Source organism: Chitinophaga sp., assembly GCF_035538455.1.
Lineage (GTDB): Bacteria > Bacteroidota > Bacteroidia > Chitinophagales > Chitinophagaceae > Chitinophaga.
Window position 1 is genome coordinate 38,886 of sequence record NZ_DATLKJ010000007.1, and the last position, 25,198, is coordinate 64,083.

General features: G+C 47.0%; 21 protein-coding genes. 11 read left to right on the forward strand and 10 right to left on the reverse strand.

Features of this window, described 5'->3' with window-relative positions:
* Positions 1–144: 144 nt before the first annotated feature.
* From VM802_RS00710 to VM802_RS00725, 4 genes are all read right to left on the reverse strand, one after another.
* The gene (locus VM802_RS00710; protein WP_325526911.1) at positions 145–1,590 is read right to left on the reverse strand and encodes a RagB/SusD family nutrient uptake outer membrane protein; all 1,446 of its coding nucleotides are present in this window, start codon (positions 1,588–1,590) and stop codon (positions 145–147) included.
* A 5-nt stretch (positions 1,591–1,595) separates the two neighbouring features.
* On the reverse strand, positions 1,596–4,835 hold the full coding sequence (locus tag VM802_RS00715; protein WP_325526913.1) for a SusC/RagA family TonB-linked outer membrane protein: 3,240 nt from the start codon (positions 4,833–4,835) through the stop codon (positions 1,596–1,598).
* Positions 4,836–5,041: 206 nt separating this feature from the next.
* On the reverse strand, positions 5,042–6,100 hold the full coding sequence (locus VM802_RS00720; RefSeq protein ID WP_325526915.1) for a FecR family protein: 1,059 nt from the start codon (positions 6,098–6,100) through the stop codon (positions 5,042–5,044).
* An 81-nt stretch (positions 6,101–6,181) separates the two neighbouring features.
* Positions 6,182–6,748 carry an RNA polymerase sigma-70 factor gene (locus VM802_RS00725; protein ID WP_325526917.1) on the reverse strand — a complete coding sequence of 189 codons (567 nt, stop codon included), beginning with the start codon at positions 6,746–6,748 and terminating at the stop codon, positions 6,182–6,184.
* Positions 6,749–6,978: 230 nt separating this feature from the next.
* Between VM802_RS00725 and VM802_RS00730 the strand changes: the two genes are divergently transcribed.
* The 7 genes from VM802_RS00730 to VM802_RS00760 all read left to right on the forward strand — a co-directional run bounded on the left by VM802_RS00730 (position 6,979) and on the right by VM802_RS00760 (position 15,392).
* Complete coding sequence (locus VM802_RS00730; RefSeq protein ID WP_325526919.1) at positions 6,979–11,301, forward strand: DUF6531 domain-containing protein; 4,323 nt, start codon at positions 6,979–6,981, stop codon at positions 11,299–11,301.
* An 11-nt stretch (positions 11,302–11,312) separates the two neighbouring features.
* Entirely contained in the window at positions 11,313–11,699 is a 387-nt protein-coding gene (locus tag VM802_RS00735; RefSeq protein WP_325526921.1) for a hypothetical protein, read from the forward strand.
* A gap of 108 nt (positions 11,700–11,807) precedes the next feature.
* The gene (locus VM802_RS00740; RefSeq protein ID WP_325526923.1) at positions 11,808–12,326 is read left to right on the forward strand and encodes a hypothetical protein; all 519 of its coding nucleotides are present in this window, start codon (positions 11,808–11,810) and stop codon (positions 12,324–12,326) included.
* A gap of 15 nt (positions 12,327–12,341) precedes the next feature.
* Complete coding sequence (locus VM802_RS00745) at positions 12,342–12,725, forward strand: hypothetical protein (RefSeq protein ID WP_325526925.1); 384 nt, start codon at positions 12,342–12,344, stop codon at positions 12,723–12,725.
* A 188-nt stretch (positions 12,726–12,913) separates the two neighbouring features.
* Complete coding sequence (locus VM802_RS00750; RefSeq protein WP_325526927.1) at positions 12,914–13,591, forward strand: hypothetical protein; 678 nt, start codon at positions 12,914–12,916, stop codon at positions 13,589–13,591.
* A 64-nt stretch (positions 13,592–13,655) separates the two neighbouring features.
* Positions 13,656–14,591, forward strand: coding sequence for a helix-turn-helix domain-containing protein (locus tag VM802_RS00755; RefSeq protein ID WP_325526929.1), 936 nt, complete (start codon positions 13,656–13,658; stop codon positions 14,589–14,591).
* Positions 14,592–14,672: 81 nt separating this feature from the next.
* Positions 14,673–15,392 carry an SDR family oxidoreductase gene (locus tag VM802_RS00760; RefSeq protein ID WP_325526931.1) on the forward strand — a complete coding sequence of 240 codons (720 nt, stop codon included), beginning with the start codon at positions 14,673–14,675 and terminating at the stop codon, positions 15,390–15,392.
* 63 nt (positions 15,393–15,455) lie between these two features.
* Here the strand turns inward: VM802_RS00760 and VM802_RS00765 are convergent, their stop codons facing one another.
* Positions 15,456–15,785 carry a DMT family protein gene (locus tag VM802_RS00765; RefSeq protein ID WP_325526933.1) on the reverse strand — a complete coding sequence of 110 codons (330 nt, stop codon included), beginning with the start codon at positions 15,783–15,785 and terminating at the stop codon, positions 15,456–15,458.
* A 189-nt stretch (positions 15,786–15,974) separates the two neighbouring features.
* Positions 15,975–16,550 carry a carboxypeptidase-like regulatory domain-containing protein gene (locus VM802_RS00770; RefSeq protein WP_325526935.1) on the reverse strand — a complete coding sequence of 192 codons (576 nt, stop codon included), beginning with the start codon at positions 16,548–16,550 and terminating at the stop codon, positions 15,975–15,977.
* 230 nt (positions 16,551–16,780) lie between these two features.
* Here VM802_RS00770 and VM802_RS00775 point away from each other — a divergent pair, with 230 nt between their 5' ends.
* The 3 genes from VM802_RS00775 to VM802_RS00785 all read left to right on the forward strand — a co-directional run bounded on the left by VM802_RS00775 (position 16,781) and on the right by VM802_RS00785 (position 21,776).
* Positions 16,781–17,323, forward strand: a complete 543-nt coding sequence (locus tag VM802_RS00775; protein WP_325526937.1) for an RNA polymerase sigma-70 factor — start codon at positions 16,781–16,783, stop codon at positions 17,321–17,323.
* Between the two features lie 67 nt (positions 17,324–17,390).
* Positions 17,391–18,365, forward strand: a complete 975-nt coding sequence (locus VM802_RS00780; RefSeq protein WP_325526939.1) for a FecR family protein — start codon at positions 17,391–17,393, stop codon at positions 18,363–18,365.
* Between the two features lie 21 nt (positions 18,366–18,386).
* Positions 18,387–21,776 carry a SusC/RagA family TonB-linked outer membrane protein gene (locus VM802_RS00785; RefSeq protein WP_325526941.1) on the forward strand — a complete coding sequence of 1,130 codons (3,390 nt, stop codon included), beginning with the start codon at positions 18,387–18,389 and terminating at the stop codon, positions 21,774–21,776.
* Positions 21,777–21,814: 38 nt separating this feature from the next.
* Here the strand turns inward: VM802_RS00785 and VM802_RS00790 are convergent, their stop codons facing one another.
* Complete coding sequence (locus VM802_RS00790) at positions 21,815–22,741, reverse strand: aspartate carbamoyltransferase catalytic subunit (protein ID WP_325526943.1); 927 nt, start codon at positions 22,739–22,741, stop codon at positions 21,815–21,817.
* Between the two features lie 51 nt (positions 22,742–22,792).
* A complete protein-coding gene (pyrR, locus tag VM802_RS00795) occupies positions 22,793–23,323 on the reverse strand; it encodes a bifunctional pyr operon transcriptional regulator/uracil phosphoribosyltransferase PyrR (RefSeq protein WP_325526945.1) in 531 nt (176 codons plus the stop codon).
* Positions 23,324–23,390: 67 nt separating this feature from the next.
* Between pyrR and VM802_RS00800 the strand changes: the two genes are divergently transcribed.
* Positions 23,391–23,903: a peroxiredoxin gene (locus VM802_RS00800; RefSeq protein ID WP_325526947.1), complete on the forward strand. Its 513-nt coding sequence runs from the start codon at positions 23,391–23,393 to the stop codon at positions 23,901–23,903.
* 3 nt (positions 23,904–23,906) lie between these two features.
* On the opposite strand, the gene VM802_RS00805 is transcribed toward VM802_RS00800, so the two are convergent.
* Together VM802_RS00805 and VM802_RS00810 are read right to left on the reverse strand one after the other, a co-directional pair.
* A complete protein-coding gene (locus VM802_RS00805; protein ID WP_325526949.1) occupies positions 23,907–24,296 on the reverse strand; it encodes a hypothetical protein in 390 nt (129 codons plus the stop codon).
* Positions 24,297–24,379: 83 nt separating this feature from the next.
* On the reverse strand, positions 24,380–25,198 hold an 819-nt coding region (locus VM802_RS00810; RefSeq protein ID WP_325526951.1), incomplete at its 5' end, for an aldehyde dehydrogenase family protein.

Sequence of the window (25,198 nt, forward strand, 5' to 3'; positions counted from 1 at the left end):
AATAGTAATTTATTGCAGGCAGAAAACATAATTGGGTTGAACGGTACATAATAAAAAAGTCCCGGTAATACTACCGGGACTCACTTTCATAAGCAAAAATACTCTCAGCGGGCAAAAACCAATTATTAACAAAGGCGGTTTAGATTAGTTATAGCCTTCATTCTGCTGGTGCCGTATATTAGGGTTGGCATCCAGCTCTCGTTGTGGAATGGGTAAAATAATTTTCGGCGATGGCAAATCAACCGGAATGTTTCTATCACCTGCCAGATACTTTATAAATGATTTCTTTGTTCGTGTCAGATCAAAAATACGATGACCTTCAAAGGCGAGCTCCCTGCGCCTTTCCAGCGCAACAGCTTCCAGGAGGGCATCGCCCGTGACAGTAACCGGCGCGGCGCCCGGCTCACTCCTTCTGATCACTGCATTGAGCGCATACTGCGCCTCTTCATTGCGCCCAAGGTGTGCCAGCGCTTCCGCACGTATCAGGAATATTTCTGCGAGCCGTATCACTTTGATGCTTTCGCTGAAGGTGGTCACATCTTTGTATTTCAAAATGACGTTGGCGGGATTCTCGCCACCACTACCGGTTCTCCGACCTTTTCTTAAAAATCCCAACCGCTCATCCTTCACGTTATAACAATCAAATGCATTATCCGTGGCCAGTACGTCTCCATAGCCGGATTGGTTAAACATATAACTGAGTGCATCCGTGTTCCGGTTATCAACGACTGTATTTACGATCTCTAAAACGGTTTCGCCGTTGTTGGTCATCCCGAAATTACTCAGCAGCTTGTCTGTAGGCAACAGGGAATACCTGTTGGAAGCGATTACAGCGTCTGCCGCAGCCGCGGCGCCGGCCCAATCTTCCTTATACAAAAGAACCCTGGCCAGTAAAGCGGTTACAGCATAGCTGTTAAAACGTCCGGAGGTAAAGGTAGTGCTGTTGCTTTCATCAAATTTTTTCAACGCAGTGTTCAGGTCACTGATAATCTGATTATACGTTTGTTTGATGGTGCTGCGGGCAGGCGACTGCACAGAGTCTATATTGATGACAGTTATGAGGGGTATGCCCATATGAGAAGCGTCGGGTGTACGGTTATAAGGCTGTGCAAATAACCGTGCAAGATCAAAGAAAGCCAGCGCCCTTATGGCGTAGGCTTCTGCTACAATCTGCATTGCCTCTGTACTGTCTGCCTGCACCGGCAGCATGGATATATAGGGACCTTTCTGTATGATCATGTTGGCATTGGCTACGACACCATACATCTGGTTCCAGGCATCTGTTGTATATACGTCGTTGGCGGTAACAATATACTGATCGATATTCCGGTATCTGTTGGCGTTGATAACGCTGATGTATTCATTGTCAGCCAGCAGATCCCCGACCAGCGGCATGGTACGGCCGTAATAATTTTCACTTTGCATAAGCGAGTATACGCCACTGATAGCCGCACGCAGACCGGGAAGGTCTTTGATGGCATTACGCGTTTCAGTTGCCTGTTCCGGCAGCCTGTCAAGGAAATCTTTATTGCAGGATGCTATGAAGGCAGCCAGCAGCAATAGTATCACGTGTGTGTATCTCTTTTGCATTTCCTTTAGAAGTTTATATCAACACCAATGAGTAATGTTTTGAAAACCGGCGGCCGCTGGTCATAATCGCCTGATACCGGCACTTCCGGGTCCATGGTCAGTTGCTTATCTTTTACAAATGTCCAGAGGTTATTTGCGCGGAAGTAAACCCTTGCATGCGGAATGTTAGCCCTCGAAAGCAGCGACTGTGGAAGATTATAAGCCAGCAATATATCGCGGAGGCGGATAAAACTGCCATCGTAGAGGAACCTGGAAGATGCCTGGTTGCTGAGTCCTGTCTGCGTACCGCCAAACACCACTTTAGGAATACTGGTGATATCGCCCGGATGTTGCCACCGGTTTTCATATATCCGTCTCGACATTTTCGAGGTGCCGCCGAAACCGCCGCTGCCATCGGATTCTGTGAATGGTCCCCAGTTATCGTATACTTTATTCCCCCAGTTGCAGAACAACTGGAAGCTCAGGTCAAAGCCGCGATAACTGAAAGTGTTGGTAATGCCGCCGTAAAACTTAGGCAATGCACTGCCCTGGTCGTAACGTTGTGCCTCTCCATAAATCCTGGTTGTGAATTTTTTTGAGGCGTCCCTGTACCAGAGCGCTTCTCCCGTCTGCGGATCGGCACCGGCATATCCCACCAGGTAAAACTGGTAAAAGTCGCTTCCCTCTTCTCTCTTATAAATAAGATTGATGATAGGATTATCAAGCCTGACGATGCGGTTCCTGAGCGTCGAGAAATTAACATCTGTGGTCCAGGAGAAACCACCCGCTTTTGCGGGAACAATGTTCCTGGAAGATAATGTTACTTCGATACCGTTATTCTTCATTTTGCCGTTGTTGCGCAGCACGGTGGTAACCCCATTGGTTGATGATACAGGTACATTCAGTAATAGTCTTGAGGTTACACGGTTATAATATTCTACGGTACCGGATATACGATTATTGAAGAAAGCGAAATCGATACCTGCATTAAATGGTTTGTTCTGTTCCCATGTGAGATAGGGATTGGGGTATTGACTTAACACATACCCCGGTTTCCCATCATAATCATTTGCCGGATTGTACAATGACAAGGAGGCATAATTGTCAATAGCCTGGTTTCCGTTGCTGCCGTAGCTAGCACGTATTTTTAATTCGTTAATTCCCTGAATGTCCTGTAAGAAAAACTCCCGGTATATGTTCCAGGCAACGCCCACTGACCAAAAGCTGCCGCTTCTTCTGGCTACGCCAAAGCGGGACGAAGCATCCCGCCTGACAGAAGCGGATAGGAAATATTTTTGTGCGAAATCATAACCAATATTGAGAAAAGCGCCGGTAAGCGAATTGGTGGTATTGAATGATGTTACCTGCTCCGGCTTTGACGCATCTTCCAGCTGATAGAGATCGGGCAGGAAATTGGATGCCGCTGCCGCGTTGCTGGTATTTGTAGTATTCTGTGCTTCATATCCGGCGTATGCATTGATGGCATGCTGCCGCCAGCGGTGATCGTAGCGCAGGATATTCGTGGATATCCAGTTGGTCCATAAGCTATTGCTGACAGCGCCGCGGCCGTTGAAATTCCTGCCATCACCAAATCCCGGTGGGTTGAAAGAATTGCTGCGCGCATAGTTGAGATCGAGGCTGATCTTTGTTTCAAATGAAAGACGATCAGAGAACCTGTACTTTGCACCCACACCGCTCAACAACCCATATATAGCGCCGGTACGGGTTACGCCTTTCAGCACCGCAATCGGATTGAAAGTATTATTATAGCTGAAGTCGTAGCTGCCATCAGGGTTGTATATCTTGAGCCAGGGTTGCACCCTGGCAAGCGAGCGGACCGGATTGGCGAGCAGTCCGACATCGCCTACCGCGTGTGCACGCTGGTAGACCAGCGAAGTATTCACATGAAACGACAGCTTGTCGGTCGCATTGTTACTAAGATTCAGCTTACCTGTCATGCGTTGGTAGTCTACCCCTTTAAGCGCTGATTGCGAGTTGTAATATCCACCTGATACATAGAACCTGGTTTTCTCGCTTCCGCCGGAAGCAGAGAGGTTGGCCTGTGTATAGCTACCATGGCGTGTAAGCGCATTGATCCAGTTTGTATTAACCGTTGTATCTATACCACGGTTACGGATTTCCCGCTGGAATCCTGCTTCACCGCTGCCATCGTTTTTATTTGCCCATCCTTCACGCAGCAACTCCAGCATTTCTTTTGTACTGAGTGGATAATTACCTTTCTGGATGGTGAGCTCATTAACGCCCTGCTGTATCGAGCCGCTGATGCGCGTTTTACCGGGGCTACCATTTTTGGTGGCAATAAGAATTACCCCGTTGGCGGCCCTGGAGCCATAAATGGACGCAGCAGCGGCATCTTTCAATACAGAGATAGAAGCGATATCGGCGCTGTTAATGCCTGCCAGCGTATTAACATTGAATTCTGTAAGATCGTCTGTTACTACCGGTACGCCGTCCACTACGTAAAGCGGAGCACTGCCGGCCGTGATAGAGCCAATCCCGCGTATGCGCATAGATGGCACAGAGCCTGGTTGTCCGGATCCATTGTAAGACTGCAATCCCGGAACATTTCCCTGTAAACTTTCCTGGAAGCTGCTACGTGGCGCTTTATCATATAATGAAGCATTCACCGTAACAGCTGAACCTGTCAAAGAACCTCTTGGCTGAGTACCATAGGCTACTACGATAATTTCGTTTAGTCCTTTGGTATCTTCCTTTAATACAATATTGAAATCAGTTTTATTGTCTGTATGTATACGTTGTTCTTCATAGCCAATAAAGGAGCAGACCAATACGGCGGCCACCGGCGCCTGTAGTACAAACTGTCCTTCTGTATTTGTCACAGTGCCCTTGCTGATACCTGCAACGCGTATATTCACCCCTGGCAGCGGATGTCCGGCCTGATCTGTGACACTTCCTTTCACTGTCGTTTCCCTGACCGTTGTTGTTGCGGGTGCTATAGCGATCAGGTTACCGGAAAGGCGGGTAAAAGTAAGACCGGTATTGGCCAGTACTTTCCGCAACGCTTCTTCCGGCAGTACGTTTTGCAGGTCTACAGAAACCTTGTTGTCTGCAGGCAGCAGTTCATTCCTGAATACAAACCTGTAACTGCATTTTTTTTCTATCAGTTTTAACAGGTCTGACAGCGGTGTGTTCTCCGCATGCAGTGATATACGGACTTCCTGGCCGTAAGCACTGCCGGCTGTCAGCATACAGGTAAAGAGAAAAATCAGGGATACCAGTTTCATTCAATACAACTTTTTCCTGTTGTTAGGCGCAAAAGGATCTCAGAATGTATGTTTTTTTACATACATTTAGGTTGTAAATGACCTGAAAAACACGACAGCACTGCCACGCAAGGGAGTCTGCCATCGGGTCCCGAAAGGGGTAAATGTTCGCAGCATTTACCCTTTTATATGACCGGTATCTCGTTATCCCGTTGCCGGGCCGGACACTATAGGCTGATAAAGGTTTCATTACCGGTAATCCGGTAACGAAACGAAGAGGTAGCCTTCAATGCTTCGAGCACTTCCTTATACGATTCCTTGCTGAAGGTTCCTGTAAAATGATAATCTTTCAGTTGCTTATCTTGCAGGTATACTTTTACACCATACCAGCGTTCAATCTTCAACGCTATTTCTGAGAAGCTGTCGTTATTAAATACCAGGTAATTATCCCGCCAGGCTGTTTCACTGATCATGCCTTCTTCCTGCGGTCTGATGTTTTCTACGTGGTAACTTGCTGCTGTTGCATTATTACCTGGCACATATGGTATGATAATCTTTTGGTTGGGCGCCAGCCGTACTGCGCTGGCCGGGTCATTACCGGGAATAATCTCCAGGGCGCCTGTTATCAGGGATGTTTCCATCGTTGCATCACCCGGATAGGCTTTGATATTAAACGAGGTACCCAAAACTCTCACCGTCATGCCGTTACTGCGGATCACGAAAGGCCGCGCCGCATCCGGCGACACCTCAAAAAATGCTTCACCGGAGAGCATCACTTCTCTCCCATTGGCGCCTTTCATACCAGGTTGATATTGCAGGTTACTACCGCCGTTCAACCATACTGTGGAGCCATCGGGTAGTATGGTTTTGGAACGAACGCCATTCTCTGTATGTATTTCAGCGAGTGAAACGTTTTGTGTTTTACCATGACCATGCCGGCCATTGACCATGTAAGCCGTATAACTTCCGGTGGCAGCCATGAGTGCTGTGATGGCAATAACCATCGCCATACGTTTGCGACGGGGAATACCCGCAACAGGTTGTTCAACTGTTACTTCCGGGCTGTGCTCATCATCCATTCTATGCACATGACGCTCCCAGGCTTCATCCGTTCTTTGTTCCCAAGCTTCATTTGAAACAGGTTGTTGTAATCCGCTGAGCACTGCTGCCTTATATCTCAGCTCCGGTTGCTGTTGCAACAGCTCCTCCAGTTCCCGCAGTTCAGCCATAGTAGCTTCACCCGACAACTTTTTCCCCAGCAATGACCAAATTTTTTCCTGTTCCATGAATATGATAAAGCATGATTATAATAGAAAGACACGCAGATCGTAAAAATCTACTACTCCATTTCAAAAAAAATTAGATTTTTATTCTGAACGAATAAAGGAGAGATTGATAACTTCGCTGATCTTCTTCAGCGCCTGCGCCATGTGTGCATCAATCGTGTTGACAGATATATCCAGGATCTGGGCTACCTCTTTGTATTTCAGGCCGTCTTCGCGGATCAGTTTGAAGATCATTTTCCGGCGGGGCGGCAGCATATTCACCGCCGCTTCGATTTTCCGGACCATCTCGCCGGAAATATAAATCTGCTCCGGCGTTACGCTGCCGGCACTGTAATCTACTTCCAGGTCATCGAGGCTGAAGTGGCGGGATCGTTCTGCTTTGCTCAGATAATTCAGTGCGGTATTACGTGTAGATACGTAGAGATATACTTTCAGGTTTTCTACTTCTGTCAGACGCTCGCGGTTACGCCAGATACTCATAAATACGTCTGAGGCAATTTCTTCTGCTGACTCCCAGGATCTGATAATAGAATAGGCAAACTGACTAAGCGGCTTATAGAACAACCTGAACAGTGCCTTGTATGCCTGTTCATCCCCCAGCGAGGCTATTCGGTCTGCCAGCAGCCGTATATTAGGATCTCCGCTCAATGGTTATTATTTTGGTTGCTATAAGTGAATAAAGATAATCATCAAAGACGGGAATTTCATCTTTTGGCTGATATAAAATTTCAATCAGGCCAGATATCTATCAGATACACTTTGGAATTATTTCCATATTTTTATCGTGAGATTTTTGTTTGCGCCTGATTACCTGGGTAATCTTCCGTTCATTTTCCGGCGCCCCCCAACATTCCCGTATAGCGATTAACAGATAAACCATGTCTACAGAGAATAAAGGCTTCGGTGCTTTGTTTGCAGAAAAGAAGAACCAACTGGATCATATTCAGAAAAGTATGGCCAGCATATTACCATCTTTCCCCGGTATGCCTGCCGCCAAATATTTCGACTTAGGTATTGGCATTGACTTTCACGATACCGTTTTCCCGCCGGCGCCATTGCTGCCGGTTCCGCATATAGGGATGATATTCGATATTATTGGCGCTATCATGGGTGCCATTGCCAGCGTGGTACCGCCACCTCCGCCGCCTCCTGAAGTACCGGAGGGAGAAGAACCTCCGCCACAACCATTTTCATTGGCCAACACAGCAAAGATGCTGGTACATATGCTGAGCCCTTCGGTGAAAGTACATGGGCAGTGGATCGCGAATGCAGGTGCTACTATTCAGCATCTGCCGGCTATCATTACGCATCTGCCTTTCCCTATTGTGAAGCCGATGGCTTCATCTGAAATGTGGATGGGTAGTTCCACCGTGTTGGCCGATGGTGGACCATTCTCTACCCAGTTCCATCCGGCGTTGTCATGTAACCTGGTTGGGATACCGGCGCCTCTCCGTCTCAGCAAACCTAAAACCAAAATGGCCCTCATGGCGCCTACTTCCGTACTGCTGGTGATGACATCGGCAGGGAAACCAGTACTGGTTGGCGGTCCGCCAACCATAGACCTGTTTCAGCTGATGTTCAAGTTGGGGTTAAAAGGTGTGACCAAGCTGGCAGGGAAGATCATGCAGAAATTCATTGATAAGATAAAAAGCCGTTTCCCCAGGCTGGCAGCCATTTTACAGAAGATGAAATGTAAAATGTTTGGGGAACCTGTAGATGCCGCTACGGGCAGAGTAATTGCCAGCAATGTTGATTTTGAGCTACCAGGGCCTATTCCATTGGTATGGGAAAGAAACTATTACAGTGATGCAGAAGTGCCCGGGCCATTGGGTTACAACTGGCATCACCGCTACAACATGAGCCTGTATGACCTGGGCAACGGTTTCTTCAGTATCCGTTTACATGATGGCCGCGAAACCGTAATGCCTGCGCTGGCTCCCGGCGAACGATACTATAACAGAACAGAACAGTTGTGGTGGTATAATGACGGGAAAGAATATTATCTCGAAGATGGTGCCAGACTGGAATACCGCTTTAACAGTAAACGTAATTCTGATAGTAGTTACATGCTGGCTGAAATCCGGGATGAAGCCGGTTATAGAATCACCTTTAAGTATAACGGTAACGGCTATCCCGAGGAGATCATCGACAGCAGCCACAGGAGATTACTGATAGATACAGATAAGAACGGGAGAATTACGTGTATCCATACCCGTAATGGCGCCACTACTATCAAACTGGTGCAATACGCCTATGATGATAACGGTAACATGATCAGCACCACCAACGCATTGGGTGTAAGCAAATACTTCCATTACAAAGGTCACCTGCTGGTGAAGCTCACCAACCAGAGCGGCATGAGCTTCTATTGGGAATACGATGGTAAGGGCGATGATGCCCGCTGCGTGCGCACCTGGGGCGATGGTGGCGTGCTGGCTTATCATGCCCGCTATGAAGAAGGCAAAACCATCACCACCAACAGTCTCGGACACACCACCGAATACTACTACGACAACAGTAAGCTGATTTACAAAATCATTGATGGCAAAGGCGGTGTTACCTTACAAACCTACAACGAACACCAGGAGCTGGAAGTAATGGTAGACCCCGAAGGCAATACCATCAAGAATTTCTACAACGAGCAGGGACAGCTCACTAAACATATCAATGGAAACGGCGAAGCGATGCTGTACTTCTTTGATAAGGATAACAGGCTCACAGGCATGAAAAGCCCCAGTGGCATGCAACTCGGCTGGTCATATAATGAAGATGGCCTGTTGGAAAGCAAGACACTGGCCAACGGTAACATGTTGCATTATGAATATGAAGAAAAACGCCTGCATCGTATCACCCACAGCAGCGGCCGTGCTTTCGGCTTACATTATGATGAGCAGCACAACTTGTCCGGACTTATCACTCCAGAAGGTGGTCAATATTCCTGGAAGTATGATGACCTCGGCCGAATTATAAGAGAAACGACCGACAGCGGCTACTGGTATGATTATGCTTACGATGCCGCCGGCAATATAAATCGCCTGGAAGAGGCAGATGGCAGCATGCACACCTTTGAGTATGACGCGTCAGACAATATGATCAGGGCCGAAGATGGCCGCCGCGAAGTTGCTTTCACCTACGGACCATTAGGCACACTTACCGGTCGCAGCCAAAACGGTATCAGCATAAGATTCAACTACGATGCGGAACTACAACTACGCAGCATCGCCAACGAAGGCGGAGAGCTATACCGCTTTGAGCCGGATGCCAATGGCAATGTCATCCATGAATGGGGTTTCGACGGACTGCACCGGGAATATCAGCGCGACGGCACCGGCCGCGTTCGCAAAATGCTCCGGCCCAATGGTCAATGGACTACATATGATTACGATGGTGTAGGTCGCATCGTTCGTGAAGAGCATAACGACGGCAGCGTAGCCGCTTATGGCTACAATAAAGATGGGTTGCTCACCGGCGCCTTCAATGAAGACGGCGCCGTTACAATAGAACGGGACTTCTGCGGCCGTGTGGTCAGAGAAGTACAGGGCGCGTATGAAGTAACCCGTCAGTACAATGCACTGGGCAATAGTGCCTTCATTGGCAGCAACCTGGGGGCCACCATCACACTGGAACACGACACAGCAGGCTTTCTGGAAAAAATGCAGGCCTCCCAGGGAGAAGCAGCCTCCTGGCAGGCACAGTGGCAACGCAATAACAATGGATTGGAACTGCAACGGGAATTAAGCGGCGGCGTCATTGTTCACACACATCGTGATAAACTCGGCCGAGTGCAACGCCAAACTATCGGTGTACACAACGTGGAGCAGAGCCGTACCCGCTATGAATGGGGCCGTGCTTCACAGCTGCACCGTATCGTGAATGAGATCAGCGGCACACAGGCACAATTCTCTTATGATGAATTTGACAACCTCGTAAGTGCTACCTACTCCAAACAGGACGGCAGCACATCAGCAACCATCTACCGCGCACCGGACAAGCTGGGCAATCTCTTCAGCACGCCCAATCGTACTGACCGCAAATATGGCAAGGGCGGGCGTTTACTGGAATGCCCCTCCTATTACTACCATTACGACAGTGAAGGTAATCTCATCTTCAAAGAATTTAAACATAACAACAATGCCTCCGCTGTTGACAGACGTGTATATCTCAAAACGAGAAGGATAGAATCAAAAGGAAGTCGTACCGGATGGATATACGAATGGAAAGCCAATGGCCTGCTACGTAGCGTGTTCACCCCCGCCAATGCAGAGATCGTCTTCAGCTATGATCCGCTGGGACGCCGCATAGCCAAAGTGAATAAGCGTCGGCAACACGTAACGCGCTGGGTATGGGATGGCAATGTGCCTTTGCATGAATGGCGCTACTCCGGCGACTATCCGCCTCATGTACAATCCACTGAAGAGGGCGATCTGCAACACCAGGAGGAACCGGTTGAAAGCCTAATCACCTGGGTATTTGAAGAAGGCAGCTTTATTCCCTGCGCGAAGTTGGAACATAATGCACAATACAGCATTATTGCGGATCATCTCGGCACACCTACCCATGCCTTTGATGCCTCTGGCAATAAAGTATGGCAGCGGGAACTGGACTGCTACGGAAAAGTACGCAGGCTACATGGAGATAAAGCATTTTGTAGCTATCTTTATCAGGGGCAGTACGAAGATATCGAAACAGGATTAGCATATAACCGCTTCCGTTATTATTCAGTGGAAGAAGGAATGTATATTAGTCAGGACCCGATAAAAACTAATGGTGGTCTTAGATTCTATAGCTATGTTGAAGATCCTAACACTCTTATCGATTCGTTGGGGTTGAAAAGTTGTTTCGCCGATGATAAGGCCGAAGCTTACGCCGAAAAGATCATAGGAAAACATGGGGGCATTAAATTGTCTGATGGACATTACACCTTCCCCAATAGACGTGCGGCAAGACAGGCGGCATCAGAAATTGCAGGAGATCTGGGAAGTAATCCAACAGTAATACGGAAGAAAGACTTCAGAGGAGGGCCAAGAGGATGGGAAAAATCTGAAGGAAGAATAGGTGTGCAAAAAAGTGATAAGTCTGCTGGTTGGAGAGACGATAGCCCTGGCCATGACTTTGGCAACGAAAAAATACCGCCTCACGTAAATGCATGGAATGAAGATAAAGGTGTCTTTTCTAATTTGCACTTGATATATGGAGAATAAAATCAATAGTAATGAAAGCAATCTTTGATTATAGTCCACATGATATAACAGAATATAAGAGCTGGATCGTGTTAAAGGATGAGAAAGAGAATAAATTCGATAAGGATATTGTTAGTCCCTGGGATTCAGCGACAGAAGCACATATAGTACAAACATTTTATCCGTTGGATAATGCCGTCATCACGTTTTTTCCTGCTAAATCAACAGAGGATAAAAGAAAACCAGAAGCATTTCATTTTAAAGAATTGTTCATTTTAATTTTATCAAACGTAAGTGAAACAGAATCTTATTCCTCGTACAAAATGTATAATTGGGAAGAGGTCGTAAGTATTGCATCAAAGCTGAAAGATTTATCGTTTACTGCAGCGCTTAGGATATGGAAGGCAAAGAAATATTAACAATCCGGAATAGATGTCCAGGAAAAATAATATTCCCAGGGAAACTATGCCAGTACGTGTTGGAAGATTTCAGGGAAGTGCACCGCCACGATAACGCAGGTGCCTGCTTTGGATACAACAGTATTGGGGAAGGAAAAAAGATTGATGGATTTGAGATTACATATGAATTATAAGATCAAATTAGTCCCAATAAAAGTATCCTGGCAAGCCGGGCGTAATAGCATTGTGATAGAAGGAGTGGAAGGTAATACTGTATCAGTTCATACCACTGTAAAACTCTCTGATGATTCATATAAAAAGATCAAGATTGATTTTCCACTTTTTGCAGAATGCCGGTTTTTGAATTTTAATTTTGGAGAGCATAACTACGATAATTTCTTAATAAGAGACCCATCTGATAGATACGTAAAGGATACTTATGATTGGAAAGAGTGGGATTCCATTTTTGCGGAAACGGGCGTCTGCCCAAATCCTTATTTTTATGAAGTAGAAAACACCACATGGATCAACAATAAAGATTTTTATTCAGACTTATTCGCTAAAGGATTTAAACATTTCATTTTGGTAGGGTACGATAGTTATCTGGAAATTTTGGCGAATGGTTATGAGGTGAGCTTTAATGAATAATTTTCCATTCAAACTATGAAAAATGTATATGAACCCAATAATGAAGATGTATTAGCATGGGTAAACGGGGGAACAGAAAAATGGCCGGCCAGTGACTGGGATTATTACGTCATGAATGGCCAAAATGATGATATGGTATTCGATCTGGCCAATAACCATTCATGTGCCAGGCGTGACTTTTTTGTACATGCATTATACTATCTCGTAGGAGAGTTCTATAATGAAGGGAGTATCAATTCCATTAAACACAATAGAATAAATCATCTACTTGGCCGCGTTAACAATGAAAGCACGGAAGAGGTCAAAAAATGGAAATCTGACACCATGCTCTTACTATCAAAAAATATGACCTTAGATTCAACATATTGGCTAAACTTTATGTTTAGGGATGAGATTTAAAATTCAGCTTTACGGCACCAACAATTATCTGAACACTTTCACTATTAACAATCTTCCACGTCACTGAAATCGCACATCCTTTCATCTGCACTAATTTTATATTATCAGATACGCTTTCCCTCTAACCTGTTCGCTGCCTTTATTGTAGTTACAATATGTTATTTCCCTCATTCACATAATCATCTGGCATGAAAAACTTACTGTTATTAATCCCCCTCCTACTGATCACAGTGATATACGCTGATGGCCAGTGGCAGACCAACGGAGGAATCGTCTATTATAACAATGGCCCAGTAGGCATAGGTACCAATAACCCTGTCAAACCGCTGCACATTGCAAATACCGCAGGCAATGCTGACTTTAATCTTTGTGTTTCAGGCTCAGGACCATCCGTATTGTTTTCGGCAACGCATACCTTTCCGATCACCATGTATGGCAAGATTGCACTGGCTACAGCCACAGCGCAATACACCAACACCAGCACGGCAGGGGACTTTGTCCTCTGTTCCTGTACGCTGAATAAAAGCCTGCTGTTCCTGACAACTGATAATCCCAATAACGCGGGCATTGAAAGAATGCGTATCGCCGGTAATGGCAACCTGGGAATAGGCACTATTACGCCATCGGCAAGACTGCACAACAACGGAAGTGTACGTTTTGAGAACCTTCCTACCGGAATTGGTAATGTACTGGTTATCGATGCAAATGGTAATGTGTTCAGGAGTGCTCAGTTGGCGCGTGTTGTATCAACCGACACAGATAAAGATGCGGAGCTCCGTGAATTGAAAGAGAAGGTTACAAAGCTGGAACAGGAGATACAAAACCTTCAGCTGCTGGTATCCCGCGGTAGAAGCCATACCAATTAAAAAGTAGTATCCAGGACATTCATTGAAATATATATTTTTGCTGAACATTAACCATTGGGAATAAATGTCCAGAAAAAATAATACTTCCAGGGAAACCATACCCGTGTATATACTGGAAGACTTCAAAGAAGTTCACCGCCACGATGACACAGGTACCGGCTTCGGATATAACAGTATTGAGGAAGACAAAAAGATCAATGGATTTGAGATCTACTCCAGCGCCGGGGTGAAACCGGTGATAGGACCACTGAAATCAGATTTCTACAGGGTGTGCATCACTATCCACGGTACGGCTGATACGCAGATTGGCCTGGAAGAATTTCATCATGTACCCAGTAGTATCAGTACTACCTACCCGGGGCAACTATATAGTAAATCTAATGTGAGCAAGGATATTTCCGGCTATTATATTTTGTTTAAAGAGACCTTTCTCGAAGAGATGATACCCGCAGATAAGATTGCCGCAGAGTTCCCCTTTTTTGATTATGCAGGTGTGCCTTTCCTGGAGTTGAAAGAGGAAGAAATGAAAGCCATTACAGACTTTATCTTCCGCATAAATGAAGAACTGCATCAGCAGAAAACCGGTAACGGCAAAGCGATCCGGATGCACCTGTACCTGTTATTGCTGGAAATAAAAAGAAGTTATCTGGCGCAGCAGTTGCATGTAGACGCGCGTGACACACAACATTATCTGCCTGCCCGTTTCAAAAAGTTGGTGAGCAGGCATTTCCTGACACAACGCAAAGTGTCTGACTATGCTGCGATGCTCGGCGTCACGCCTAATCACCTGAACCGCATCGTCAAGGATAGTACCGGCAGGACTGCTTCTGCAGCCATTTCCGACATGCTGATACAGGAAGCAAAGGCAGTATTGCGTCATACCGATACAACTATTTCTGAAATAGCCTACCGCCTCGACTTCAGCGATCCAACAAGTTTCAACCGCTTCTTCCGGGAGAAGACCGGCATCACCCCCCTGGCCTTCCGGAAAAATGCATAATCCGGTCAATGAATTGCATAATCGGGCTAATAGCCACTCTCCTGCTTTGTATGACCTTTGTCTGTACAAAACAGTTACGATATGTATAGTTCATTTGAAAACCAGAAAGTAGTGATTGCCGGCGGCTCCTCGGGAATAGGACTGGCTACGGCAACCATATTGGCTAAAGAGAAAGCGCATGTAACCATTACCGGCCGTTCAGCCGGCCGACTGGCAGATGCCGCCAAAACCGCACCGGGTGTGCATACGGCAGCCATCGACAGTAACAACCGCCCCTCCCTTGACGAATTCTTTACCTCACACGGCGAGATAGATCACCTGGTCCTGGCGCTCAGCGGCGCTAAAGGCGCCGGCACCTTTGCAGACCTTTCTCTGAAAGATCTCCGTGAGGGATTTGAAGGTAAATTCTGGCCACAGCTGGAAACCCTGCAGGCGGCGCTGCCCTATGTAAAGAAAACCGGCAGCATCACGGTGATCACTGCGGCATCCGCTGTGCTTCAGGCGCCCGGGGTATCAGGCCTCGCAGCTATCAATGGGTCCCTGGAACTGATGATACCCTCCCTTGCCAAAGAGATACAACCCTTACGTATAAACGCTGTTTCACCCGGTGTAATCGATACCCCCTGGTGGGATATGATGCCGGCGGATGTAAAAGCACAAACCTTTGAGCAGTATGCTTCGCAGACACCGGTCGGCAGAATTGGCCGCCCTGAGGAAGTAGCGCACAGTATCATTTTCCTGATGGCCAATGGTAATATAACCGGAACGATTATACGTTGTGATGGTGGATTGAGTTTGTAATTACAATTCCTGGTAAATTGCCGTTAGCTGCGGGTCTCTCAATTAAAAGCTAACGGCTATTTACTATTTCTTAAACATAAAGTACACAGCCCCTATCAGGAAGAAAAAAGACACGAGGTAATTCCATCGTAGTGGTTCTTTCAGAAAGAAAATGGCGAATACACTGAAGACGGTCAACGTGATTACTTCCTGGATCGTCTTTAACTGAAAACCCGTAAACCCTTCCTGGGCGCCGAACCTGTTGGCTGGTACCATAAAGCAGTATTCGAAGAAAGCGATCCCCCAACTGATCAGTATCACCTTCCAGAGGGCTGTATCCTGATGTTTAAGATGGCCATACCAGGCGAAGGTCATGAAGGTATTGGATACCAGCAATAATAAAATAGTGCGCAAGACGGATATTTATTTAGTGATTAAGTTATTAAGTTTTCAGAGCTGGAAATCAGCGTAAACAGAGCACTAAATAATAAAATATTCGGATTCCCTCCAATAAAAAAGGGGGACCTACTACGGTCCCCCTGAGATCAAACCAAAATGGGCTTCCAATTTTGGATGCTATTGAATTGTTGGATGCTATACAAATTATTGTTCCAGCTTGATTTCGCCGAGATCGGTAGCTTTACCGTCTTCTACTTTCACATCCTTGATCACGGCATTTTTATAAGGAGCCTTACCCAGGACAGTGATAGTATAGTTTCCTGCTTTAGCGGCAGGTATAGTGAAAGTACCCTGTGCGATAGAGCCTTTCAGCTTACCGGTTGCACTTTCTGCTTCTACTTCTTTAGCGCCGTCAGCGGGCGTTACCTTACCGGTAATAGAACCTTCTGCTGCACGGATGGAATCCAGACCTTTCACGCTGTCTACTCTTGAAACGGAGTCCATACGGAAAAGAGAATCTACATGTGTCAGAGAATCTATGTTACTGAGGGAATCAATGCGCATTACTGAATCGATACCTGTCAATGAATCGATACGCATTAAAGAATCTAATCCGGAAATTGAATCAATGCGGGAGATGGAATCCACACGCATCATTGAATCAACTTTTACTGCAGCACTGTCAACTGAGCTCATTGCTTTTACATCGGCGCTTTTAAAAGCAGACATTCCCACTACTATCGTGGCTAAGGCGAGCATTCCTGTGAGTGTTCTTTTCATGGCATTCAATTTTTTGTATGATTAAAATAATGGTGACAACCAGCATACGGCTACTGAATGTGCATGATTTTTGTTACTTGCCCATTTCATTATCGGCCGTATAATAACAATACATCCGACAATTGCTTTACCATTAGTGAAGAAAATGTTAAAGTGAAAAAATATTCAAAAAGCCAGTCGGGCCAACATTTATCGTTTATCTTCGCACTGGAGGAAACAAATAACAGAGCATGTTGCAACTGAGTAATGAAGAAATAGTAAAAGGCATCCGGGACAGGAATAAAGATGTATTTGAGGCTGTTTTTAAACAGTTCGCACCTTCTATGTATAATATAGCGTTTCGTTATTTGAAAGATGAAGATGATGCAAACGATATGGTGCAGGACGTATTCCTCAACTTGTGGAAAGGTGCGGAAAAGTTGGATGAACGTGCCCCGGTAAACCATTACCTGGCCAGGGCTACTGTAAATACCTGTCTGAACCGGATAAAAAAAGAACAACGCAAGGAAGTATACGCCAGGGAACAGCTGAAGACCACCTCACCGGCCGACAACAGTCACATCATGCTGGAACATAAGGAACTTGAAGCCCAATACCATTCTGCCCTCGAAAAACTACCGGAACAATGTCGCCGTGTTTTTGAAATGAGCCGTATCAAAGGCTTATCCCCCGCCGAAATCGCAGAACAATTAAATATCTCTATCAATACGGTATACGCTCACCTCACCACTGCACTGAAAAAATTAAGGGTCGTCCTCATTAATAAGGAGTAGCCCGGAATTTTTTTTAAAATCCGCTTAGTGGTAAACCTTTTTCCGGTTGTATAGTTAATAAGTAACCATGAACAGTAAAACTGACATAGATGTAGTGATCCGTTACCTGGAAGATCCGGGCAATGAGCAGCTCAAACAGCAGCTCAATGACTGGATACAGGAAGACGCAGGTAACCTGGATATTTTCCTGGATATGAAAGCCATGTGGCAGGGCGATCCTTTACCCGCCGCCTCCGCTTTCGATACACAGGAACAATGGCAGCATCTCAGCGCAGCACTCGACAATACTCCGGCTGCCCAGCCCAAACCGGCGAGAGGCCGCGTGGTGAAGATGAATCCCCGTTACTGGGCCGCTGCTGCCGCCGTGGCAGTTATTGCCATCACCATAGTATGGCTGGTTCCCGGCAGATACAACACCGTCACCACCGCCCAGAACCAGGACAGCCTGAGCCTACCCGACGGTTCCATGATCTATCTCAACGCCAACACCACCATCCGCTACGCTAAAGCATTCGGCAAAAATGAACGGCACGTTAAAATTGAAAAAGGCGAAGCCTTCTTCGATGTAGTGAAGAATGACGCCGTCCCCTTTACAGTAGATGCACCAGATGTGGATGTACAGGTACTCGGCACCTCTTTCAATGTGAAAGCTGCAGCCGCCGGTGTTAAAGTATTCGTACAATCCGGAAAGGTTAGCGCTGCCTATAAAGGGAAAGAAAAGAAGGTGATTCTCACCCCCGGACTCGAGGCTTCACTGAAACATAATGGTGATAACATCGATACGCATCTTCATAAAAAAAATAATAATATACTGGCCTGGAAAACCCGGTGCCTGACCTTTGACGACAGCCCGCTGACAGAAGTTGCCGAAGCACTGGAAGATTTTTACAACATACAGGTAGACATCAGTAATCCTCAGCTGGCAGATAAAAAGCTGCTGGCTACCTTCCGCAACATGCCGCTGGACGAAGTGCTGGATGTAATGAGGAAAGCCCTCCAGATCAATATCACCCACAAAAACAACCTGGTAGAAATACACTAACAAAGCGCCTGATCTCTAACTATGCAGCAATTTTTGCTACAGGCGCTGCGCTCTGATACCAGGTCCAGATGCGTGCCTGTTTTTATTATTATTGTTATCCTGGTTCTGGCCGGCTTCGTAGCAGCGGCACAGGTTCCCGATGTCCTGAACAAAAGAATTTCTCTCCACTTCACCAATGCCAGCCTCAAGACTGTTATCCGTGAAATAGAAAAACAGACCAAATACACTTTCGCCATTTCCTCTGTAGAACTGGAAACCCGCAACGGCGTGAATCTTCATGTGCATAACACTGCTCTGCAGGAAGTGCTGCGCAGTATCTTCCCGACATCGAAATATAAAGTGGAAATAAAAGACGGACAGATCATCGTCATCCCGCAGAATACAACGGAAGCGGATACACGGCTATCAGGCAACAAACAGCAGGAAGATCCCAATCGCTGGCAGCTGAGTGGTATCGTCACAGATGGCTTCCAGCCGCTCAGTGGCGTATCTGTCAGGGAAAAAGGCACGCAGAACGGTACTGCTACCGGTGAGAATGGTAGCTTCAGTCTCAGTGTGGCGTCCGGACAGGCAATCTTGAGCATCTCCCTCATCGGTTATGAAACAAAAGAAATAAACATACGTGATCGCAGAAGTATCTCCGCTATTCTCCAGCCGGATCTTAAAAAGCTCAATGAGCTGGTAGTGCTGGGATATGGGCTGCAACGGCGTGCCAATATCACCGGCGCCATTGCACAGGTGGAGGGTGCCCGTCTTAAAAGCAGGCCGGTTCCCAATGTAATGGCTGCTCTCCAGGGCACCGCAACCGGTCTGGTAGTAACGCGCAGCAACGGGCAGCCGGGCAAGGAAGGCTTCAATATTCAGGTGCGCGGCGTCAGCACGGGTTCAGGTAACAATACCCCTGTAATTGTGGATGGCGTACCGGGTTCCCTGGCAGTCCTTAATCCTGACGATATAGAATCCGTCTCCATCCTGAAAGATGCTGCAGCCGCCTCTGTATATGGTGCGCGCGGCGCAGGTGGCGTGGTACTGGTTACCACCCGCAGTGGCAAACCCGGCAGGCTCTCCATCGATGTGAATGGCCTTGCAGGTTTTGAACAACCCATAAGATTACCCAACCGGCTCCACTCCTGGGAAGAAGCATCCATGATGAACGAAGCCGCCGAAAATGCAGGTAAACCTGCTCCCTGGCAGCCATCTGAGATTGCCTGGATGCAGGCTGGCAACCACTACGCAGTCGACTACGACCGCCCGGATTACTACCGTTACTATTACGATATGAACCAGTTGTCGCTGCTCACTAAAACCAAAACAGGCATACAGAACTACAATATCTCAGTAAAGGGCGGCGATACTATCAATCAGTTTTCTGTGTCACTCGGCTACTTCGGCCGCCAGGGCCTCTTTGCAGCCGGGCCGGATAAAACGCACCGGGTGAATGCCCGGGTGAATTTCAACAGAAAATTCAACAAGCATTTCAGCCTGGAAACAAGATTCTCCTATGCACAAACCAATACGCTCTCTCCTGCACAAACAGTGGAAGGCCCTCAAGGCTTGCTGGCAGGACTTTTCCGGGGCCCGTCAAATGTCCCGGTGTATGTGCCCAATACAACGAACTATGCCTACGGCGGTGCACCCGTATATGCCATTCTGCAGGATGGCGGGCGCCGTGATGAAAAGAACAACTATGTAGATGCTGTATTCACCTTGCGTGCCGATAGTCTGCTCAAAGGACTTACACTCAGGCTGATCTATAGTCCCCAGCAGCATACACTCCGCGACAATCTCGGACGTAACACCCTCGCCTTATGGAACAGAGTGGCGCCTGCCGCATTGGTACAGCCTGATAACATGTTGCAGAAAAGCAAACTGGTAGCCAAAGGCGGCAACATGCAGGTACTGGCGGATTATGAAACGAAGAAAGACAAACATAATTTTCATTTGCTAGGCGGCTCCACGCTGGAAACTTTTGACACCGAACAACAAACAGATGTAACATACGCTGTTACACCGTCAGAAGTGAAAAACGTTAACTTCCTGCAACCACCGCAGTATTCGCAGTTGTTGCAAACAAATGGTTCTCTCTTTTCAGTATTTGGTAAGCTCAGTTACAACTACGACAACCGCTACCTGCTGGAAGTCAACCTGATTGGAGCCCGCCTGATACAAAACAGCAGCATATTCCCGCATCTGCAGCAATGGCAGGGCTTCCCCTCCTTTTCCGCAGGCTGGCGGCTGAACAATGAAACATGGTTCAGCTATGCGTTGCCTTTCTTCAATGAATTTAAGCTGAGATGGTCGTGGGGACGATTGGGGAATGTCAACAGCTGGAACACCATTGCCAATGATGAAAGGTACCAGACGTTTACCTTCGGTTATAATAACCCTTTCGCCACTTTCGTATATAAGAACGCGTTGCCACAGGCCAGTGGCTGGGAGAATATTTCCACCAACAACTATGGATGGGATGCCTCACTTTTCCGCGGCAGGCTTACATTATCGGCCGATTACTTCGTAAGGCGGAATCGCGGCATGCAGATACCAGTGCACACATCTTCTATGAGCGGGGCATGGCCGCTGCGTTTCAACACCGGCGAGATGAAGTCGTGGGGCTGGGAAGTCAATGTGGGCTGGAGAAGCGAGCGTGGGCCATTCACCTGGTATATCAATGCCAATATCTTCAACAACCAGAACAAAGTATTACGTAATGAAGGTGTGAGCCCGCAGCCCGGCTGGAATCAGGGTATTGAAGGATACCCCTACTCTTCTTTGTTCGGGTACGTTACAGAAGGATATTTCCCTACTGCTGATGCCGTGAAACAACATGCTTTCCAGCATGCCAATACCGGCGCCGGCGATCTCAAGTACAAAGACATCAACGGCGATAATAAAATTGACCGCGCAGACCTCGTGTACCTCGGCAGCACAGATCCGCAATACTCGTATGGTATTGATGCAGGCTTCTCGTGGAAAGGTTTCGATTTTTCCGTATTCTTCCAGGGTGTAGCCAATCGCAAAGTAATGCCTGATCCCCGCTACAATATCCCCTTTACATCCGGCTGGGAGCAACCCTGGGATATAAACCGTGACCACTGGACGCCAGATCACCAACAGGCTCTGTTTCCGAGGCTTTATATCAACGATAACATGAATACCCTGCCGTCTGATCACTGGACAATGAACGGGGCTTATATACGTCTTAAAAACCTGCAGCTGGGCTATACGCTGCCAGCATCCCTGCTGAAACGTACAAGCATCAGAAATGTGCGCCTCTACTTCTCCGGGCAGGATCTCTGGGAAACCAATAACATGAAGATTAAATATTATGACCCTGAACAAGCAGGCGGGTATAACGGAAATGTATATCCGTTTTTCAGGTCGTATACAGTGGGGGTTGGAGCAAGCTTCTAGCAGTCAGCTGCTGATAACTAACTGCCAGAAGTTAAAAACTATTCCTTCTTTCCTGCCAGCAGGTACAGTGCAGCCATACGCACGGCTACGCCATTTTCCACCTGATCCAGGATAATAGACTGGCCTGAATCCGCCACGTCAGAGTTGATCTCCACGCCACGGTTGATGGGGCCGGGATGCATAATCACAATTTCTTTATTGAGGCTGTCGAGCAATTCACGGTTTACCCCATATGCCAGCGAATATTCGCGGAGTGAAGAGAACAACGGCGTGTTCTGCCTTTCCAGCTGTATGCGCAACACGTTGGCTACATCGCACCAGGCAAGCGCTTCGCGGATGTTATAGCTTACGTTCACGCCAAGCGCAGCTGCCATATGTTTGGGGATCAGCGTGGGCGGACCTACCACCGTTACTTCAGCACCCAGTTTTTTCAGGCAGTAGATATTGGAAAGGGCTACACGCGAATGCATGATATCCCCGCAGATAGCTACCTTCTTCCCTTCCACACTGCCGAGTCTTTCCCGGATGGAGAATGCATCCAGCAATGCCTGCGTAGGGTGCTCATTGATGCCATCGCCGGCGTTGAGTATAGGCACGTTGATGTGCTTAGCCAGGAAGTGCGGTGCCCCACTGGCGGAATGACGCATCACCACCATATCCACTTTCATGGACAGAATGTTGTTAACAGTGTCTATCAGTGTTTCGCCTTTTGATACGGAAGAACCGGAAGCTGAGAAGTTGAGTGTATCTGCGCCCAGACGCTTCTCCGCCAGCTCGAAAGAGAGACGGGTACGTGTGGAGTTCTCGAAAAATACATTGACAATAGTGGTATCGCGGAGCGTAGGAACTTTTTTGATCGGCCTTTGTAAAACCTCTTTAAACTGGTCGGCTGTTTGAAAAATAAGTTCTATATCCTGACGCTGCAGATCGCGAATTCCGAGTAAGTGTTTTACAGAAAGTGACATTAATGTGCAAATATAAAGGGTGAAATCTTAATTCTGAAATCCGTGCTGTAATTAATCTACCAGGATCACCTCATCTTTACCATCGCGCTGCTCCCACAATACCCGTACTTTCTGTGAGATCAGGGCATCAATAGTGCGGCCTGTATAGTCAGGCTGTATAGGCAGCTGACGGCTGAAACGCCTGTCTATCAAGGCCAGTAGCTCTACTGCCGCAGGGCGCCCGAAGTCCAGCATCGCATCAAGGGCCGAACGGATAGTACGGCCTGTATATAACACATCATCTATCAGCACCACCTTTTTATTTTCTATGGAAAAATTAATGTTCGTTTCATTGGGAACATGCAATGCTGTTCCTTTGTTGAAGTCATCACGGTAAAAGGTAATATCCAGCTTACCATAGTGAATATGCGTTCCGGGCAGCAGTTGCTGCAGCGTCTGATGGATCCTGTCGGAAAGGAAAATACCGCGCGGCTGCAATCCGATCAGCACCGTCTGCTCAAATTGTAAATGGTTTTCTATCAACTGGTGACAAAGCCTGTCTATCGTAATGGCCAGCTGTTTACCGTTTAGTATGGTTTTCAAAACTCATTGTTTTAGAGGCCAAAAATAATGATTAATGACGTACTTTAGTTCTGACAAAATCTTCAGTATGAAAATATTAAAGCTGCTTATTGCTATGAACGCCTTTTTGCAATTTTGGAACAACAGCCAGGCCCAGATAAAAACCGGTGATAAAATCCCCTCTTTCAGCCTGCAGGATCAGAATGGGAAAACCTTTGATGTCAATACCGTATTGGGCAAACAACCGCTGGTGATCTATTTCTATCCGAAAGATGAAACCAGCGTGTGCACTAAAGAAGCATGCTCGTTCCGGGATGCTTACCAGGATTTCCAGAAGTATGGTGCAATGGTGATCGGTATCAGCGCCGATAATGTGGCTTCTCACCGTAGTTTCGCCACACATCACAACCTCCCCTTCACCCTTCTCAGCGATCCGAAGAACGAAGTGCGCAAATTATTCGGCGTCCCTAAAACCTTAGTGATACCGGGCCGCGTAACCTATGTGGTGAATAAAGAAGGCGTAGTTGTGCACGAATTTAACAATCTCCGTGATGGCGAAAAACACGTTACGGAAGCATTGGCGGCATTGAAAAAAATATAGTGATTACAATCTCCGGAGATCCCTGAAAGAGGAGATCTCCTCCTTCAATTGAAATAGTTGCATGCCCCAGATCACGCCCAAGGTAAGCAAGGTAGCGGTAATAGCCAGGAATGCGGAAATCTGCATGAAATTCCCTATCTGTCCTGAGATGGAGATTACTCTGTAGAGAAATGTAATCGCGAGCAACATGAAAAAGCCTACCAGCAAGCCTTTGCGGGAGGCCACTTTTTTGAAGTAAGTTCTGTAGGCCATAAATGCCTGCTGTGCTGCTTCGGGTTGCACATAACCTTTACTCAGCAATCGCTGTTCCAGATCGGCTACTCTGTGTTGCCTGTGAGGCTCATTGAAATAAGCCTGTATAATCTCTGATGCAGATACCGGTTCTCTTTCCATGCTGCAAATGTAATTGTAAAATTTAATAACTAAAAAAGGCGACGGATGAATGTCCGTCGCCTTTTTGTTATTGAAAACAATGACTATGCTTCTTTCAGGAAAGGATACCTGTAATCGGTAGGTGGTACAAAAGTTTCTTTGATGCTCCTTGCACTCAGCCAACGATAAAGGTTCAGCATGGAACCAGCCTTATCATTGGTACCGGAAGCGCGGGCGCCGCCAAATGGCTGCTGGCCTACAACTGCGCCTGTCGGCTTATCGTTGATATAGAAGTTACCGGCGCTGTTCACCAGTTTCTTTGTAGCGTGCTCCACTGCATAACGATCGTTCGCAATGATAGCACCGGTGAGCGCATATTCAGATGTACTGTCAACAATCGCCAGCACCTCGTCAAACTTCTCTGCATCGTAGGTGTAGATCGTCAGTACGGGTCCAAAGATCTCTTCACACATGGTCACATATTTCGGATCAGTAGTTTCAATCACGGTTGGCTCAATGAAGTAACCTTCGGATTTATCATACTTGCCACCAACAATGATCTTTGCAGATGAACTGCTTTTTGCATTCTCAATGTATTGAGCAATTTTGTCGAAAGATCTTTCGTCGATCACCGCATTGATGAAGTTGCTGAAATCTTCTGTGGTACCCATTTTCATAGTCTTCACGTCCGCAATCAGTTTGGATTTGATCTGTTCTGCGATGTTGCTCGGCAGGTATGCGCGGGAAGCAGCGGAACATTTCTGTCCCTGGTATTCGAATGCGCCACGGGCCAGCGCTGTAGCGGCAACTTCCACATCGGCTGACTTATGAATCACTACAAAGTCTTTACCACCGGTCTCGCCAACGATACGGGGATAAGCCTTGTATTTGCTGACGTTTTCACCGATTGTCTTCCACATGGT

What these genes read in the sequence shown, in the direction of transcription:
- VM802_RS00710 (WP_325526911.1), bottom strand. Translation starts at nt 1,590, where the DNA reads ATGCAAAAGAGATACACACACGTGATACTATTGCTGCTGGCTGCCTTC.
- VM802_RS00715 (WP_325526913.1), bottom strand. Translation starts at nt 4,835, where the DNA reads ATGAAACTGGTATCCCTGATTTTTCTCTTTACCTGTATGCTGACAGCC.
- VM802_RS00720 (WP_325526915.1), bottom strand. Translation starts at nt 6,100, where the DNA reads ATGGAACAGGAAAAAATTTGGTCATTGCTGGGGAAAAAGTTGTCGGGT.
- VM802_RS00730 (WP_325526919.1), top strand. Translation starts at nt 6,979, where the DNA reads ATGTCTACAGAGAATAAAGGCTTCGGTGCTTTGTTTGCAGAAAAGAAG.
- VM802_RS00735 (WP_325526921.1), top strand. Translation starts at nt 11,313, where the DNA reads ATGAAAGCAATCTTTGATTATAGTCCACATGATATAACAGAATATAAG.
- VM802_RS00745 (WP_325526925.1), top strand. Translation starts at nt 12,342, where the DNA reads ATGAAAAATGTATATGAACCCAATAATGAAGATGTATTAGCATGGGTA.
- VM802_RS00750 (WP_325526927.1), top strand. Translation starts at nt 12,914, where the DNA reads ATGAAAAACTTACTGTTATTAATCCCCCTCCTACTGATCACAGTGATA.
- VM802_RS00755 (WP_325526929.1), top strand. Translation starts at nt 13,656, where the DNA reads ATGTCCAGAAAAAATAATACTTCCAGGGAAACCATACCCGTGTATATA.
- VM802_RS00760 (WP_325526931.1), top strand. Translation starts at nt 14,673, where the DNA reads ATGTATAGTTCATTTGAAAACCAGAAAGTAGTGATTGCCGGCGGCTCC.
- VM802_RS00770 (WP_325526935.1), bottom strand. Translation starts at nt 16,550, where the DNA reads ATGAAAAGAACACTCACAGGAATGCTCGCCTTAGCCACGATAGTAGTG.
- VM802_RS00775 (WP_325526937.1), top strand. Translation starts at nt 16,781, where the DNA reads ATGTTGCAACTGAGTAATGAAGAAATAGTAAAAGGCATCCGGGACAGG.
- VM802_RS00780 (WP_325526939.1), top strand. Translation starts at nt 17,391, where the DNA reads ATGAACAGTAAAACTGACATAGATGTAGTGATCCGTTACCTGGAAGAT.
- VM802_RS00785 (WP_325526941.1), top strand. Translation starts at nt 18,387, where the DNA reads ATGCAGCAATTTTTGCTACAGGCGCTGCGCTCTGATACCAGGTCCAGA.
- VM802_RS00790 (WP_325526943.1), bottom strand. Translation starts at nt 22,741, where the DNA reads ATGTCACTTTCTGTAAAACACTTACTCGGAATTCGCGATCTGCAGCGT.
- VM802_RS00800 (WP_325526947.1), top strand. Translation starts at nt 23,391, where the DNA reads ATGAAAATATTAAAGCTGCTTATTGCTATGAACGCCTTTTTGCAATTT.
- VM802_RS00805 (WP_325526949.1), bottom strand. Translation starts at nt 24,296, where the DNA reads ATGGAAAGAGAACCGGTATCTGCATCAGAGATTATACAGGCTTATTTC.